At 57.4% G+C, this 15,914-nt stretch carries 17 protein-coding genes; 6 read left to right on the top strand and 11 right to left on the bottom strand.

All coding sequences use genetic code 11. The annotated features are described in order from the left end of the window. Positions 1–44: 44 nt before the first annotated feature. From MGLY_RS03335 to MGLY_RS03300, 8 genes are all read right to left on the bottom strand, one after another. Entirely contained in the window at positions 45–467 is a 423-nt protein-coding gene (locus tag MGLY_RS03335) for an RrF2 family transcriptional regulator (RefSeq protein ID WP_156271732.1), read from the bottom strand. Positions 468–566: 99 nt separating this feature from the next. After that, positions 567–1,019, bottom strand: a complete 453-nt coding sequence (locus MGLY_RS03330) for a ferritin-like domain-containing protein (RefSeq protein WP_156271731.1) — start codon at positions 1,017–1,019, stop codon at positions 567–569. 66 nt (positions 1,020–1,085) lie between these two features. Further along, a complete protein-coding gene (locus MGLY_RS03325) occupies positions 1,086–1,553 on the bottom strand; it encodes a hypothetical protein (protein WP_156271730.1) in 468 nt (155 codons plus the stop codon). Then, entirely contained in the window at positions 1,550–1,810 is a 261-nt protein-coding gene (locus tag MGLY_RS03320) for a type II toxin-antitoxin system Phd/YefM family antitoxin (RefSeq protein ID WP_025773319.1), read from the bottom strand. Before MGLY_RS03320 ends, MGLY_RS03325 begins: the two co-directional genes overlap by 4 nt. Positions 1,811–1,995: 185 nt before the next feature. Next, a complete protein-coding gene (locus MGLY_RS03315) occupies positions 1,996–2,751 on the bottom strand; it encodes an energy-coupling factor transporter transmembrane component T family protein (RefSeq protein ID WP_156271729.1) in 756 nt (251 codons plus the stop codon). Further along, positions 2,726–3,571, bottom strand: a complete 846-nt coding sequence (locus MGLY_RS03310; protein ID WP_156271728.1) for an energy-coupling factor ABC transporter ATP-binding protein — start codon at positions 3,569–3,571, stop codon at positions 2,726–2,728. Before MGLY_RS03310 ends, MGLY_RS03315 begins: the two co-directional genes overlap by 26 nt. Positions 3,572–3,863: 292 nt before the next feature. Beyond that, a complete protein-coding gene (locus tag MGLY_RS03305) occupies positions 3,864–4,730 on the bottom strand; it encodes an ATP-binding cassette domain-containing protein (RefSeq protein ID WP_156271727.1) in 867 nt (288 codons plus the stop codon). Between the two features lie 33 nt (positions 4,731–4,763). Beyond that, complete coding sequence (locus MGLY_RS03300; protein ID WP_062280010.1) at positions 4,764–5,318, bottom strand: tryptophan transporter; 555 nt, start codon at positions 5,316–5,318, stop codon at positions 4,764–4,766. A 504-nt stretch (positions 5,319–5,822) separates the two neighbouring features. Here MGLY_RS03300 and MGLY_RS03295 point away from each other — a divergent pair. The 4 genes from MGLY_RS03295 to ltrA all read left to right on the top strand — a co-directional run bounded on the left by MGLY_RS03295 (position 5,823) and on the right by ltrA (position 10,146). Further along, the gene (locus MGLY_RS03295) at positions 5,823–7,235 is read left to right on the top strand and encodes an S-layer homology domain-containing protein (protein WP_156271726.1); all 1,413 of its coding nucleotides are present in this window, start codon (positions 5,823–5,825) and stop codon (positions 7,233–7,235) included. Continuing rightward, positions 7,232–7,438, top strand: a complete 207-nt coding sequence (locus MGLY_RS03290) for a hypothetical protein (protein ID WP_156271725.1) — start codon at positions 7,232–7,234, stop codon at positions 7,436–7,438. Before MGLY_RS03295 ends, MGLY_RS03290 begins: the two co-directional genes overlap by 4 nt. A gap of 86 nt (positions 7,439–7,524) precedes the next feature. Further along, the gene (locus MGLY_RS03285; protein ID WP_156271724.1) at positions 7,525–8,253 is read left to right on the top strand and encodes a carbon-nitrogen hydrolase family protein; all 729 of its coding nucleotides are present in this window, start codon (positions 7,525–7,527) and stop codon (positions 8,251–8,253) included. Positions 8,254–8,886: 633 nt separating this feature from the next. Then, complete coding sequence (gene ltrA / locus MGLY_RS03280; protein WP_277997837.1) at positions 8,887–10,146, top strand: group II intron reverse transcriptase/maturase; 1,260 nt, start codon at positions 8,887–8,889, stop codon at positions 10,144–10,146. A gap of 61 nt (positions 10,147–10,207) precedes the next feature. Here ltrA and MGLY_RS03275 read toward each other — a convergent pair whose 3' ends face one another. The 3 genes from MGLY_RS03275 to MGLY_RS03265 all read right to left on the bottom strand — a co-directional run bounded on the left by MGLY_RS03275 (position 10,208) and on the right by MGLY_RS03265 (position 11,981). Beyond that, positions 10,208–10,375 (bottom strand): DUF1648 domain-containing protein, encoded by a 168-nt coding sequence (locus MGLY_RS03275; RefSeq protein ID WP_170290905.1) that lies wholly within the window; start codon positions 10,373–10,375, stop codon positions 10,208–10,210. 19 nt (positions 10,376–10,394) lie between these two features. Further along, on the bottom strand, positions 10,395–10,712 hold the full coding sequence (locus MGLY_RS03270) for an autorepressor SdpR family transcription factor (protein WP_156276149.1): 318 nt from the start codon (positions 10,710–10,712) through the stop codon (positions 10,395–10,397). Between the two features lie 84 nt (positions 10,713–10,796). Then, positions 10,797–11,981, bottom strand: coding sequence for a DUF401 family protein (locus MGLY_RS03265; protein WP_277997919.1), 1,185 nt, complete (start codon positions 11,979–11,981; stop codon positions 10,797–10,799). A 307-nt stretch (positions 11,982–12,288) separates the two neighbouring features. On the opposite strand from MGLY_RS03265, the gene MGLY_RS03260 reads away from it, so the two are divergent. Together MGLY_RS03260 and MGLY_RS03255 are read left to right on the top strand one after the other, a co-directional pair. Next, positions 12,289–12,924, top strand: coding sequence for a flavodoxin family protein (locus MGLY_RS03260; RefSeq protein ID WP_156271722.1), 636 nt, complete (start codon positions 12,289–12,291; stop codon positions 12,922–12,924). 656 nt (positions 12,925–13,580) lie between these two features. Further along, positions 13,581–15,803 carry a beta-propeller domain-containing protein gene (locus MGLY_RS03255; protein WP_211662061.1) on the top strand — a complete coding sequence of 741 codons (2,223 nt, stop codon included), beginning with the start codon at positions 13,581–13,583 and terminating at the stop codon, positions 15,801–15,803. Positions 15,804–15,914: the final 111 nt, after the last annotated feature.

The following is a 15,914-nucleotide window of genomic DNA, read 5'->3' as shown; positions in this document are numbered from 1 at the left end:
AGTATACCCAAATAGTATAGTTTATTTGAAAATAATCCCTCCTTTCAAGTCTTTACTAAAGTTTTCCCGGCTAGTTCGGCGAAGTTGTAACGCTCCAACTCCCGGCGCAGGGCGTCCTGGACTGAGCCCAGGGCCCGGTGTACCGGGCAGTAAGGGGTACCGTGTTTATTACAGTACTCCTGGTCCAGGAGGCAGCGGTTAATGCTGACCGGTCCCTCTACAGCTTCGACGACATCCAGCAGGGTAATTTCCCGGGCCGGCCGGGCCAGGGAAAAACCGCCGCTGACGCCGCGGTAGGATTGCACTATCCCGGCCTGCACCAGGGAACGCATGATTTTAAGCAAGAAGCGCATGGGGATCTCTTCGCGGGAAGCAATCATCTGGGCTTCGGCAATGGTGCCTGGTTCCAGTTTCGCCAGGTACAGGACGGCGCGGAAGGCATAATCGGTAGCCTGGTTTAAGCGCATGTAAAATTACTTCCAGTCTAAAGTATATTCATTTGGTATAGTTTATAGTAATAATAACTCATCCTATTTTTCCTGTCAAGTTTTTCTATTACCATCCTGTTAATGCAGGGCCAGGCGGTCCAGCTCTTTCAGCTTATTGCTGAACCAAGCGGCATGCAGGTCTTCATCAATGAGGTGGCTCCAGAGGAGGTTAAAAAGAGATTTTTCGGCAACTTTCAGGATTAGCCGTTTGTAGTCAGCCATGGCCTTTTCTTCTAAAGTAATGTTGGCCCAGAGGAGGGTGCGGGTATTGGTCCAGTTGAGGATGGTCCCGGTTGCTACCCCCAGGAGGGGAGCAATGATGGCTCCCAGGCGGGTCGGGGTGGCGCCGCGGCGGCTGATTTCCGCTTCCAGGTTGATGACGTGTTCCTGTTCCATAGCCGCTACCCGGGTCAGCACCTGCCGCAGGTAAATGTCCGTTGCTGCCCGGGCCTGGCTCTTATAGAGGTCTACCTGCTCGATTTCCAGGCTGTAGAACCAGTTAAGGCTGCGGATGAGGTCCTTTTCTTCCAAGCAATGGCACCCCTTAATTAACCTTTACCGGAAAGGGTATAGTTATACGGCCGGGGCAATCTTTTTTCATTCAGGGCAAGCATTTTTCAGAATTCCAGCTTCCAGGGCCTCTGCTGGTGTCAAAGCTGGTATGGACAACTGCTGGAGGAAATACCTGGCATTCCAGCTAACATAGTGCGATACCAGTAGACCCATGTTTCGTACCGTATAAAGAATCAGCGCCTCGCCAAAGCTGGCCTTTTTGCTTATGATCGCCAGGATACTTTTTACTGTTAGGCGCGGCAGGTACTCCTTTGAGGGCGGGTAAATTTGCAGGTTATAATGGGTTGGCAAATGACAGTAAAGGTTTAATAGCTGCTGCTCGTTTAAGTTATAGGATAGGATACCACATACCTCTAAAACATTGAAGATCAATGTAATACCTTGTTGCTTGCCATGCTTGAGCCCGGCTAAAAAAGCAGCGTTTTCTTTATACTTAGGGTCACGGCGATAGCGCAGGTCGATTAGTAATACATCAGAATCTACGAATATCACTTTTGCCGCCTGCTTTCCTTGAGAGCTTCGTGCCAGTCAGGATAATATGGCTCGCTGGCTTCCAGGGCCCGTTCAATATCCGCCCACGCCTCATGATAGGGAAGAGGGGAAAATTCTTCGGGAGTGTCATTTTCAAAGGGTATTAGCCATGCCACAGGCTTACCCCGATGCGTAATGGCAAAACGTTCCCCGGCCCTAACCTTCTCTAATATCTTTCCAGTATAAATACGTAGCTCCTTGCTGGTGGCAAATTCCAATGCGTTTCCCCCCAAGAAGGCATTAGTTAGAACTTAAGTTTACCTTAAGTATATACTTGAAAAATAACTCCAGTCAAGGAATCCCCGAAATCCTTTTACATTAAAACTCGCCCAATACCTGATGCCAAAAAACGCATTAGCCCCGGTTACAATACCGGGGCTAATGCGTTACCGGCTGGATAATCTTAACGTAGCGATACAACCGCCAGAACGGCTGTCAGGAGCAGGCACGAAGAGATTACCCCTATGTCCAGTAACTGGAAGGTCGAGGTGTGCAGGCTGGTACGGGGGCCGGCACCAAAAGCGCGGGTTTCCATGGAGATGGCCATGGTCCGGGCCCGCTGGACGGACATGAGGAGGAGAGGGAGGGCCAGGGGGATGAGGGCCAGAAAGCGCTTGATAATATTGCGGCCTTCCAGGTCGTAGGCCCGGACCCGCTGGGCCTGGATGACCAGGCTCAATTCTTCCTGCAGGGTAGGGATAAACCTTAAAGAGGTTACCAGCATCAGGGCGTAGACATAGGGCACCTTGAGTTTTTCCACAAAGGCGACAATCATATCCTTGGGCGGGGTGGTGGCCAGGAGAACGGGAATGGTGGAAGTCATGGCCAGCATCCTTAAAGCGAGCATGGTGCAGGCCTTGAGTCCCACGTCGGTGATGCGGCCGATGCCGGTGCCTGGTACCAGGGTAAAAACAACTTGGCCCTCGTCGATTAAAAAGACCTGAAAGAGGAAAAAGATGGCGGCAAAGATGATCAGCCCCCGGATGGCGGGCAAGATTTCCCGCAACACTTTACCAATCAGGGCGACGGACAGGACCGAGGCCCAGAGGCCAAGGAGCGGCAGGGGTTGCTGGTAGACAAAGGCCAGGGTAATAACGGCCAGGGACCAGACGACTTTGGTAAGGGGGTTGAGTTTATGCAGGAAGGACTTGCCGGGCATCTACCTCACCCCTTAAAGCGGCGATAATTTCGGCATACAATTCTTCTACCGTCAGGACGGGGCGCAGGAGTCCCTGTTCCTGGTAAGGTCGGGCGAGCTGGATGGCCTGGGGAGGTACGAGGCCGGCGGCGTCCAGGATATCTTCCCGGGCAAAAACTGTCGCCACGGGCCCATCCAGGAGCAGCCGCCCTTCCCCCAGGACGAGGGCCCGGCCGGCGAAGCGGGCCACCATTTCCATATCGTGGCTGACGAGGAGTACAGTGTGGCCCTGCTGGTGCAGCTTCTTGACAAGCCTCATTATTTCCAGGGCTTCGCGGTAATCCTGGCCGGTGGTGGGTTCGTCCAGGACCAGGACTTCCGGCTGCATGGCCAGGACGGAGGCCAGGGCCACCCGCTGGCGCTGGCCTTTGCTGAGCTGCCGGGGGTTAACGTCAAGATAAGGGGTGAGGCCTACGGCAGCAGCCGCTTCCGCCACCCTATCTGCCAGGGCCGCCCCTTTGAGACCTAAATTCTTAGGACCGAAGGCCAGTTCTTCCCTGACGGTGGGCAGGAAGATCTGGTGATCCGGGTTTTGAAAAAGGAAGCCTACCTTGCGGGCCAGTTCAGCCACCCGCGCCCGGGCCGTATCCAGGCCGCCGATCAGGATCCTGCCCGCTGTGGGTTTAAGAAGCCCGTTCAGGAGCTTGAGGAGGGTGGTTTTCCCGGCGCCGTTCTGGCCGATGACGGCCACGAATTCCCCGGACCGGATATGAAAGGATAGGTCCCTGAGGGCCTGGAAACCGTTGGGGTAAGTAAACTCTACATTTTCAGCCCGGATCATTTTTTTGCGCCTCCAGATATAGGTTGCCGCCCTGTACTGATGGTGACAGCTTTCAGGTATCTTTTACCGCCGGCCAGCTCGTTTTTTCTCTCCATGGTCCTTGCGAAGCAGCCAGAACTCAACTCACTCGCACAAGTAACCCTATTACCAACAGCATCTTTGCGAATTGAGTCCTGGCCGCTTCCCTGCCCGTACCAAGTCGCTGGCTGTAAACAAATGCCAGTCAGGGACCTGCTTGCCCCTGTGTGGTCTCCATAAAAGACTGGGCCCGCTATAGTCTACCTTCAGGTCGCTATGTCCGGGACGCCTGGTGCCCCAGCAGGAGCCCCAGTTCCCGCCGGCCTTCGTCTACCTCCAGGGGCAGGTCGCCATGATAGACGCCGGCCCGGCGCAGCATCCGGAACAGGGCTGTCACCGGGGGGACCTCCAGGCCCAGCTCGGCCGTCAATTTCTCCTGGGCCAGGATCTGGCGCGGGCTGGCATCGGCCACGATGCGGCCCTTGTTAAGACAGACCAGCCGGGGGAGCCGGGGGGCCAGGACACTTATTTTTTGTTCAATCAACAGGATGGTTATGCCGTAGTCCCGGTTGAGCCGCTGCAGGAGGGCCACGATTTCCACGGTACCACGGGGGTCGAGTTCGGAAGTCGGTTCATCCAGCACCAGTACCCTGGGCCTTAAAGCCACGGCAGCGGCAATGGCCACCTTTTGCTTCTGGCCGCCGGATAATTCCCGTAAACTACGGTGGCGCAGGCTGGTGATGCCCACCATTTCCAGGGCGCCGCCAATACGCCGCTCTATTTCTTCCCGGGGAACGGCCAGGTTTTCCAGGCCGAAGGCCAGCTCATCCTCGACTACTTCCGCCACCAGCTGGGCTTCCGGGTCCTGGAAGACGCTGCCGATAACCCCGGCCAGCCGGGCGCAGGGGGTTTTTGCCGTGTCTAAACCGGCAACCATTACCCTGCCACCCATACGGCCTCCCTGAAAATTGGGGATGATGCCGTTCAGGGCCAGGGCCAGGGTGGTCTTGCCGGCGCCGGCAGGGCCGGTCAGGCCTAAAAATTCTCCCTCCCGGACGGTTAAGTTTATTCCGGCCAGGGCGGGCACCTGGCTGTCGGGATAGTAAAAAGTAAAATTCTCTACTTTAATAATGGGTTCCATGAACCGGCCTCCGGGCTGCTGCGCTCTATCAGGTTAAACATTTTTCAGCAGTTGTTTTAAGGGGAAATAGAGTACCTGGGCCAGGACGGCATTAAAGATGCCGGTAACAATAACTACCATGAGAAGATAAGTGTAAGCTGGATTTTTGGGTAAAGTAGCAAAGAGAGTTATGGCTTTAAAGATAGTGATGTACGTAAAACCGCTGGCAAAGGTACCCAGGAAGGTGACTACCAGGGGTTTTACTACCCTGAAGAAACTGTTTTTATCAAAGGGCAGGTAGAGTAAAAGGGCGGTAACAATAGCTCCTACCGGTTCGCTGGCAAAATTCAGGTAGGGCAGCAGAGATTTGGTGGTCAGCTGGCAGACGGCGGCTGCCACCAGGCCGATCCCCAGCACCTGGGGCAGGCGGGGCCTAAGGAGCATGATGGCCAGGACATACATACCGATGACTACGTTGGGGGTAATGCCAAAGAAAGGCGGGGTGATCATCCTGAGTACCGCGCCTGCTGCCAGCAGGACGGCCACCACGACCACGTCCATGGCCTGCAGCCCCTGCTTTTCCACCCGGGTTACTTTGACCTCTTCCATTGATAACTCCCCCTTGATAATGAATTATTGCTGCCGGCGGGGCTGCAGCCCCGGAACGGCTGGATAAATAAAAAACAGCCTGACGAAAACCGCCAGGCTGTTTTTTCCTTTAACTACCGGCCAGTCTCGTCTCGCCTCATCTATACTTGGCTCTCATCTCAGCTCAATCTTTGCAATTGTGACTCGGAAAACTTGGTGTTTCCACTTGCAGGTTACCTTTAGCATACCAGGGGTAGGGAGTTCCTGTCAAGGGGGTGATCAGGTACAAAAGTTTCAGATTTTAGGCTCAGGAAAAATTTAGTGCGAGTTTAAACGTTTGACATCTGTAGCATGTTTGTGGACATATAATGAACCAACCCTGCAGGGAGGTTTTAAAGGCGCGGTTTAATATTAATAATACTAAAAATTTCCCTGGCCGGCAGGAGAAATTTGGCAGGGTAGAGAATTACTAAACAATAAGAGAGGTACAGGGGGAAGAACAGCGAAAGGGGAGAAGGGAAAAGTATGAAGAAGGGGTTTCAGGCGTTGATACTTGCCGTGGGCCTGATCCTGGCCCTGGCGCCGGCGGCCCTGGCCGGAACGGTCACCGGCGACCAGCTCCGCCAGGCATTTCCCCAGGCCCCGGCGCCAGGGAAGACCCTGACCCGGGGTGAGTTTGCCGCCCTCCTGGCCCGGGCGGCCGGGATGCAGGTGACGTCCGACCCTGCTGGCACCCGGGGGGATGCCTGGTACATCCCGGCAGTAATGGCTTTGAAGGAGAAGGGCGTCATCAGGGGCTACCCCGACGGCGGCCTGCACCTGGACCAGCCGGTTACCCTGCTGGAAGCGGCGGTGATGGCATCCCGGGTCCTGGGGTTGCCGGACGGTGTCACCGCGCCGGAGGTAAAGGGGTCCCTGGGGCGGGAGAGCTGGGGTTATACCCCCTATGCCTGGCTGGTACGGGCCGGCCTGCTGCAGCCCGGCCAGGACGCCAGCGCGCTCCTAACCGTGGACGGAGGCGTTGCTTTCCTGGCCAGGGTTTTTGGCAGCGACCCGGAGGCGGAAAAGATTGTCCAGGCAGCCCAGCAGGCCCAGGCTAAGGTCAAAGACCTGAAATTCGCCGGCAGCATGGCTATAAGCGTACGCCTGCGGCCGGGGGCGGCCGGGGAAGTGCCAGCGGTTTCCATGCAGGGCAATATCGAGAGCGAATTCAGCTATCCCCTGAGCCTGCACCAGAAGGTGGAAATGACCCTGAACCTGCCGGTGGAGAAAACACCGGGTAAAGACCTGCCGCCGGGCGGCAAGGTGCAGGTGACCATGGAACAGTACCTGGTGGACGGGATTATGTACCAGAGGGTAGAGGCCCCGGGCATGGCGGGACCCCGGTGGATGAAGCTACCCAAAGGAGCCCTGCCGGACCTGGAAGCCCTGGTGGAACAGAGCAGGAACGCGGCGGGGTTACCGCCGGGGCTAAAGGACAGTTTCCATTTCCAGTACCTGGGCGAGGGTATAGAGAACGGGCATAAGGTTCACCGTATCGCCTGCTACGGCCGGATTGACGACTGGCAGGCCCTGATGCAGGCCCTCCCCGGTGGGTTGACCCCGGAGATGGAGCAGGCCCTGAACCAGGCCGGCGGCGTCTTGAAGTCCATTTCCTTCTGGGGTGTGGAAGCCATCGGCGTGGAAAACAACCTTACTTATGCCTATGAAATGACCGGCCTGGTCGCTTTTGCGGATAAATTCCAGGGAGAAACCGTGCCCCTGGAAACCATGACCATCAACATGAAGGTTACGGATTATCAGTATAACAGTGGTTTAAAGATCCAGGTGCCTGCCGAGGCCCTGACGGCACCGGAAGTACCGCTGACTCCAAGCGCACCAGGTATAGCACAGCCTTTACCCTCGGATAACGGGAAAAGTCCGGGGATAAGTGGGTGAAAAGGTATCGCCAGGATAGCCCTGTCGTTGTCCGGGTTACCGGGACGCCAGCGATTGAAGAATCGCTGGAGCAATACCTTATCAGGAAAAAGGGAACAGGAGACGGGGGATCTTCTAGCGTTAAGACGACCAGAGGCAGTATACCATCCCGGGTTGAAGTGGTAAAAAAGATCCTGGAGGAGGAAGACTTTTTTGAGGTTTGACGAGTTGCCCGCTGGCAGGCGCCTTGTCACACCGACCCCGGTATAGTAAGATAGGGACGGAAAAATATATCACGGGGGCGATAACTTTGCGTCTAGGTGCGGCCCAGATGTTTATCGCCGACAGCCTGGCGGTCAATGAAGCGTCCATCATGCGCCTGGCCGCAGAAGCAGCCGGGCGGGGGGTGGAGCTCCTGGCTTTCCCGGAAATGAGCCTGACGGGATATAACCAGGCTACCCTGGGCCGGCCGGGGTTTAAAGAGGAGTTGGAAGGCGCCCTGGCCAGGATTGCCAGGGGAGCGGTCGACCTGGGTGTGGGCTTGATTATCGGCCGGGCCGAGTTCGCCGGCGAACGGTTGTTCAACGCTGCTTCGGTGTTCCTGCCCGACGGCAGCGTCCATACCTACCGCAAGATCTACCTGACGGACGCCGAGGCCCGCTATTTTACCCCGGGCACCGGGCACCTCGTCTTTAACTATAAGGGGGCAAAATTCGGGGTCATCATCTGCCGCGACCAGAATTATCCCGAACTGGCCCGGCAGATCGCGGCGGAAGGGGCCCGGGCCCTGTTCATCCTTTCCGCCCACTACTACCAACCCGGCGAGGCCCGCTGGAAGCTGCCCAAAAACCGCGCCCTGCCCATCGCCAGGGCGGTGGAGAACCGCTGCTACGTCCTCCTGGCCAACGCCGTGGGCAGCCACATCGGTATGGTGAGCCTGGGGAACAGCCTGATCGCCGACCCCGAAGGCGGCCTGGTAGTTATGGCTGATGAAACCTCGGAGACCCTGCTGACCTGCGACCTGCCGGGGGACAACTAGTGTAGCTAAAAGGGGGGAGACCGGCCGGTGCAGCAGCAAAAACGCCCGTTCCATGGAACGGGTGTTTATTTTTGTGCGCCCGGCATGGGCGTTAACTTAGTGGTGAAAGTCCACTGCAGGCGAGGCAGCACCAGTCTGCTAGCCAAAGGCAAGGGTGTCCATCGCGAGGTGGGATCCGAAGGAAGCCGGAGGCAAAGCCACGGCCCGATGAACAAGAACCCCATACGAGGCTAGACCGTTCGGATAAGCTGGCGGAACACAGCGAAATCCCAGGCTGCCAAGGGACGGTAGAGTATATGGGGCGGGCACGGGGCGAAGGTTAACGCTCTTACCCGGGGAGGCCTGCCGGATAAGCCAGGGAGAGCTGGTAAACCGTATCGGAAGGTACGGCTGAACCGGCAGGAGTCAGCAGAGGGCATAGTACCCTGGGGGTCATGAACTCCAGGGGAAGGCCCGAACATCAAGTCAGAGGTGAAACCGGTGCGTTCGCGAGAAGGACAGAGACAGCAGAAAACCCCGCAAGGGGCCTGCCCGCGGGAAGAAGTGGTGAAGCCACGGGGGAGCGCGGGAGGGCCGAGTTCTTCTCCGGCACAAAGCGGGACGTCACCTCGCGGAGGCCAAGGTAGCGGCCTGATGGAGCAGGTGGTGGCCAGGGAGAACATGCTGGCCGCGCTGAAACGGGTAGAGCGGAACGGAGGCGCGCCCGGTGTGGACGGCATCCCGACCGAACGGTTGCGGGACCAAATACGCGCCGAGTGGCCGCGCATCCGGGAAGAACTGCTCGCGGGAACCTACAGACCGAAGCCCGTGCGCCGGGTCGAAATCCCGAAACCCGGGGGAGGCAAACGGATGTTAGGGATACCCACCGTAATGGACCGCCTAATCCAGCAGGCCCTCCTGCAAGTATTGACGCCCATCTTCGAACCGCAGTTCTCAGAGGCCAGCTACGGGTTCCGTCCCGGAAGGAAAGCCCATGATGCGGTAAAGAAGGCGCGGCAATACGTAGAAGAAGGATACGAATGGGCCGTGGACCTGGACATCGAGAAATACTTCGACCGGGTAAACCACGACATCCTCATGGCCCGGGTGGCCCGGAAAGTGGCAGATAAGAGGGTACTTACCCTTATCCGCCGCTATCTCCAGGCAGGCGTCATGGTAAACGGAGTGGTCATGGAGACGGCAGAAGGAACGCCCCAGGGCGGACCCTTAAGCCCGTTATTGGCCAACATACTCCTGGACGACCTGGACAAAGAACTGGAAAAGAGGGGCCACAAGTTCGTCCGTTACGCCGATGACTGCAACATCTACGTCAAAAGCAAACGGGCAGGAGAAAGGGTCATGGCCAGTATCCGCAACTTCCTGCAGGAGCGGTTGAAGCTCAAGATCAACGAGCAGAAGAGCGCGGTAGACCGGCCGTGGAAGCTGAAATTTCTGGGGTTCAGCATGTACAAACACAAGGCAGGAGTAATCCTTATCCGCCTGGCGCCGCAGACCATCGACCGGGTGAAAACGAAAATCCGGGAGATAACCGCCCGGAATAAACCCTTAAAGATGGCCGAGCGCATAGAGCGCCTGAACGCCTACCTGGGCGGCTGGATAGGGTACTTCGCCCTGGCCGACACGCCCAGCATCTTTAAGAACTTAGAAAGCTGGACGCGGCGGAGGCTGCGCATGTGTCTCTGGAAGCAGTGGAAGCGAGTACGGACCAGGTACCGCGAACTACGCGCATTGGGATTGCCGGAATGGGTAGTGCATGAATTCGCCAATGCCCGCAAAGGGCTGTGGCGGATGGCCCATGGGCCAATGAATAGAGCCCTGGGCAATGCCTACTGGCAATCCCAGGGCCTGATGAGCTTAACCGAGCGCTATTCTTATCTTCGTCAAGCTTGGTGAACCGCCGGATGCGGACCCGCGTGTCCGGTGGTGTGAGAGGACGGGGGCTAGCCGTCCCCTCCTACTCGATGTCTCCGGGAGGGGTATTAAAGCGGCTGAAGTAATTATCCACTTCCCCCCGGAAGTTCCAGTGGGCCGGGACCAGGTCCGGCAGGTGGGGATAAACCAGGATGCCGGCGACCAGCATGGCCGTCAGGACCACCAGGGCGGGCCAGTCGCGGGCTAGCATCCCTCCATTAACCCGCTACCTATTTTCCATTTTCTTTACGCGCCTTCCCTTTTTTAGCTGGCTGCCGTTCCGTTATTATCCCCAGCATGTCGAACATCCATCCCGTAATATCCTGAAAAACAGTGGTGTTCAGGGAATAGATGACGTACTGGCCCTTTTTCTCATCCTGCCCCAGCCCGGCCTCCTTGAGGACGCTGAGGTGGTGGGAGATGGTCGGCCAGGAGAGGTCGAAGGCCGCGGCAATTTCCCCGGCAGACATATCTCCCCGGGCCAGCCGGCGCAGGATTTCCCGGCGGGTGTCATCGCCCAGGGCCTTAAAGAGGGTATTTAACCCCATCACCTTTCACCCCATAATAGCTGGCAGCCGCCTGCGCAGGTCCCGACGTCCGGCTCAAGATGTGCCTCGAAGACGGGCCTCAATCTAGTTAAACACAGCATACAGAGCGGCAGCTACGGTGAGGAGGGCGGCTTCCGGGAGGATGAGCATTTTAAGGACTTTACGCAGGTCAGCCTTGAAGAAATCGACAGTCAATGTTAGACACAGGTGCATAGGAGTAAACATGGCTCCTGTAAATCCGGCCACAAAGACAAATACCACCAGGGGCATATCTATCTGACCCCCGGCAGCAGCCACCACGACGGGGAAAATGATTCCCATGGAATAAGAAACCGTACCGGTGATTAAACCGACCAGGAAGCCGAACATCCCGAAGATGACGAACTCTGGTATGGCCAGCATTTCCAGAAGGTAGGCAAGGCCGTCAACGGCCCGGGTAGCTAAAATTATCTGCTTAAAGAACATGATACCCAGCACGAGGATCAGGGTTTTTACCTGTACTGCTTCCCGACATAGCTGGAGGGCTTTAGACGGCGTATAACGGTGGCGGATCAGGAGCACCGCCACGATGAGGCCAACGGCCGCCCACATCTTGACCTGCAACGCCAGGACCATTAAAACGACGGCCAGCACCGGGGAGAGGTTAAGGAGGACCTCCCTGGTAAGTTGGAAATAGTCTGTGCTGCCGCGCTCCCTGACCACCGGGATACGCCGCAGCACCGGTATCCCCAACAGGGCCACCAGCAGGGCGTAGGGAACCAGGGCCTGGATTAACTTTGCCAGGGGTATTGCGCAAACACGGGCGGTAATTAAAAGACTCGGGTAGAGGGGCAGGCAATACTCCCATATGTGGCGGTAAAAATAATTGACGAAGCTTTTCTCTTCCGCGGTCAGGGGAGTGCCTGCCGCTGCCTGGGCGACCAGGGGGGCGGAAAATAAGGCACCGCCCTGGGACGGCATCAAGCCTATCAAGGCTGGTAACACCGCTAACAGCAGGCGGCGGTTATGCAGGAGGTTGCGTAAACTGGCCAGCATCCTATCCAGGTAACCGTGCTTTCCAAGGAGGTATTCCAGAAACATAATCAGTAAAAGGACTATCTCCAGTTCAATGGTGGCCGGGTCCGTAAGGGTTTGCCCGATGGTGGACAGAAAGGCGGCCGGGCTGAGGCGGTAAAGGATGGCGAGGAGGCATGAACTCCCGAAGATTACCGGTGCCAGCGGCGCCCGCAGCCAGAGAAGCACCATCATCAATCCGAATACGGCTAGCAATTTAAAGGCCGGCAAGAGTTCACCTTCCCGGGAGTTTTTTACGTGAAAAGGGACCGCATAAGTATTATTAAATTGGCAAAGTTATTGCAGCTTGCTTCCTGGCGTTATTTTACTATACTGGAACGGTAGTTACAAGGGGTGACCGGCCTACGACGCCGCTAAAGACCGCCGGCTTTTTATCCCGGCCCGGAACTGATCCTCCTTGCATCACCCCTTACCGTTAGATAAAATTAAAGAAAATGTCCTGTACTTCGCGGGCATGACAGGAAAGGCATAAAGCCAAAAGCTTTTTAGAAAGGGGTTTGCCGTGAAGATACTGGCCATTAACGGTAGTCACCGCAAAGGAAAAAACACCGCCAGGCTGCTGGCCGCGGTACTGGAAGAAGCTCGCTCCCTGGGGGCGGAGACGGAACTCCTGGAATTGACCGACTACCATATCAAACCTTGTATTGCGTGTAACCGTTGCCTGCGGGCGATCGCCTGTTCCATTAGGGACGATGACATGCAGGCCCTGGCAGAGAAGATGCTGGCCGCCGACGCCATTGTCCTGGGCTCGCCGGTCTATATTGCCAATGTCACCGGCCTGATGAAGAACTTCATGGACCGCACTCGCTGGTTGCATATGGTGAAGAACGTTTTACACGGCAAGGTAGGCGCTGCGGTGACCCACGCCGGTCTCCGCAACGGCGGCCAGGAGTTCACCCAGATGATCATGGAACACTACCTGGCCAGTCACGGGATGATCGTCGTCGACAGCCGCGACCAGGAGGGCCGGGTCTATAACCACGGTGTCATGGGTACCCTGTTTGGAGACCTGGATGGCGATAACCCGGTATGGAAGCGTAGCGTGGAGGAAGATGCCCTGGCCCTGCACGAGTGCCGCACCCTGGGCCGGAATATCGTCCGGCAGCTGCAAATCCTGTCGGCGGTAGCTAAGGACTGATTGGGAAAAGGGAAGACCTCCCGCACCTCTAATCTTTACCGGCCCATAATAATCGGACCATTTGGCCGTCTTGCTGGTGTGCTGACAGCGGCCGGCGATGGGCGAGAAAAAGGAGCCCCCGTGTCAACCCTGAGCAGGTGCGCGGGTAACTGGTAAAATAGCACCCGTGGCTGCTACTAATACATACGGAGCGGGTGGGTATTTGGATGCGGATCATGCCGCCAATAATTTTGAAGCCAGCGGCGGCCTGATCAACGTCGGCCTGGCCTGGTATTGCTCGACGCGGCCGGCATCGTCTACGCGATTTATAACGCGGTTCCGAAATAAAGCCTCGTCTTTGAAAGCAAGACGGGGTTTTCCTTTTTATGGGGAAAGTTTGTAAGGTGATTATCATTCAAGCAAAGTGGCCGTAATTTTACCCTCGAATCGGCCAGGGCGATGGTCAGGACGGTTCCCCCGAGATTGAGGAGGGGCAGGGGTTCCCGGGAGGCGAAGGCTACGGTGGCTGGTAGTACCAGAAAGCGGGAACCTGGAGGCGGCAGCCAGCGTCTATATAGATATAAATGGCAACAGGAAGATTATTTTCATCTTTTGCTGGTGCGGCGTTAGCGGCATGAGTATCTACCAGAAAATATCAAGGGTAGGTGAATATGGTAATGAAAAGGTTGCTGCTGCTTTCCCTCCCGGCGCTGGTCCTGGCCCTTGTTATCCTGGCAACCACCGGCGCGGCGCCAGCGCTTACGCAGCTCTTAACCGGGGCGGCCTTCGGGGCCGCCGGCACAACCGGCACGTCCGGGGACGACGACAAAGATGGCACCCGGGATCTTCCAGTGGTGGGTTCCTATACCAACCTGAAGGCCCTACTGGAGAAGGCACAGCGGGAAAATCCCGGTTACGGCGCCGGAGGCACCGTAATGAAAGCCGCCGAAATGGCCACCGGCGCGGCGGCTGCTGACAGCGTCCAGGCCATGCGGGCAGCGGCTGCGGCCCTGGCGGCAGCAGATTATTCCCGTACCAATGTCCAGGTAGAGGGTGTGGACGAGGCCGATATCGTCAAAACCGACGGCCAGTACATCTACCAGGTCAATGGCCGGCGGGTGGTGGTGGCCCGGGCCTACCCGGCGGCGGAGATGCAAATCGCCCGTATCCTGGAATTCCAGGAGCAGCAGTTCACGCCGCGGGAGCTATATGTGGATGATAAATACCTGGTGGTCATCGGCTCCACCTCTCGGGATATCCCCTGGCAGCCACCCGGCCCCCCTTATAAGCCGGAAAGCGGCCGGCCAGCTCCCGGCCTCTCTCCCGGCTCGGACAGCAATCCTACAAAAGTAGCTCCCCCGCTACTCCAGGGTGGACCGGTAAAGCTGGATATTTATCCCCCGCCTCCCATTAGATACCCTGTCGTTAAAGCCATAGTTTACGACCTGGGCGCCAGGAGTAACCTTAAACAAATCCGGGAAGTGGAACTGGAAGGGGATTACATTTCCTCCCGGAAAATCGGGTCCGCCCTGTACCTGGTAGCCAGCAGGTACATCGACTACTACCGTATCATGCAACAGGAAACAGGGGAGGCCACGCCCTCCTACCGCGATTCCGCCGCGAAATCCGGCTGGGTACGCAGCGATTACCAGGACATCCGCTATTTCCCCGATTTTGTGGAACCGAACTATCTCCTGGTGGCCGGCCTGGACCTGGAGCGCCCGCAGGTGGAAATGCAGGTGGCCGCCTACCTGGGCGCCGGGCAAAACATCTATGCCTCCCCGGAACACTTATATGTGGCCGTTACCCACTTCCGGCCGCCGGAAGTAAGGCCCCTGCCGCAGCCGGCTCCCGGCCCGCAGCCGGATACGCCGACGTCGCCAGGGGTGGCGCCGCCGCGCCGGCCCTTTATCTGGTCGGGACCAGTCAGCGAAGGCCAGACCACCCTGTATAAATTCGCCCTGGATAAGGGACGGACAAAGTACCTGGCCCGGGGCGAGGTGCCTGGAACGGTGCTGAACCAGTTCTCCATGGATGAGTACCGGGGTTATTTCCGCGTGGCCACCACCAGGGGGGAAGCCTGGCGCACCGACGAGTATACCTCGAAAAATAACGTCTACATCCTGGACGGGGAGCTCAAACTGGCGGGCAAACTGGAAGACATCGCCCCCGGCGAGCGCATTTATTCAGTAAGGTTCATGGGCGGCCGGGGCTACATGGTTACCTTTAAGCAGGTAGACCCCCTCTTTGTCATCGACCTCCAGGACCCGCAGCAGCCGAAAATCCTGGGCGCCCTGAAGATCCCCGGCTACAGCGATTACCTGCACCCCTATGACGAGAACCACATTATCGGCTTTGGCAAGGACACGGTGGAAATCCCCCCGAAGGATTACCAGGGGAACGACCGGGGCAGCATGGCCTTCTACCAGGGTTTAAAGATGGCCCTTTTCGATGTCAGTGACGTCCAGCACCCGGTGGAGAAATTCAAGGAAATCATCGGCGACCGCGGTACCGACTCCGAACTGCTGCACAACCACAAGGCCCTGCTCTTTGACCGGGAGAAAAACCTGCTGGCTTTCCCCGTTACCGTCATGGAAGTGAAAAACAAGGCGGCGGCCATCAGGCCCGGCGGCCCGCCCCCGTACGGCGAGTTTAGCTTCCAGGGGGCCTACGTCTATGACCTTAACCTGGAGCAGGGCTTTACCCTCAGGGGCCGCATCACCCACCTGGATGACCAGGACTATATGAAGGCCGGGCAGCACTGGTACGCGGGTAATAAAAACGTGACCCGGGTTCTCTACATCGGTACCAGCCTCTACACCCTGTCCGGAGCGTTCTTCAAGGCCCATGACCTGGCGACCCTGCACGAGCAAAACACCCTGCTCATTCCCGGAGAATAAAACCCGCTCTAGTCCCGCCGGAACATTCTTGCGCGGTCAAATCCGGCACTGACTACCAGGTGAAGCCCGGTAACGGGTCAGGTAAGGGGAGGGCAGGGAGCAGATCCGGAA

It is taken from the genome of Moorella glycerini, assembly GCF_009735625.1.
GTDB lineage: Bacteria > Bacillota > DSM-521 > Neomoorellales > Neomoorellaceae > Neomoorella > Neomoorella glycerini.
Note: the sequence above shows the minus strand (reverse complement) of the source record. Positions and strands in the feature narration are given on the sequence as shown.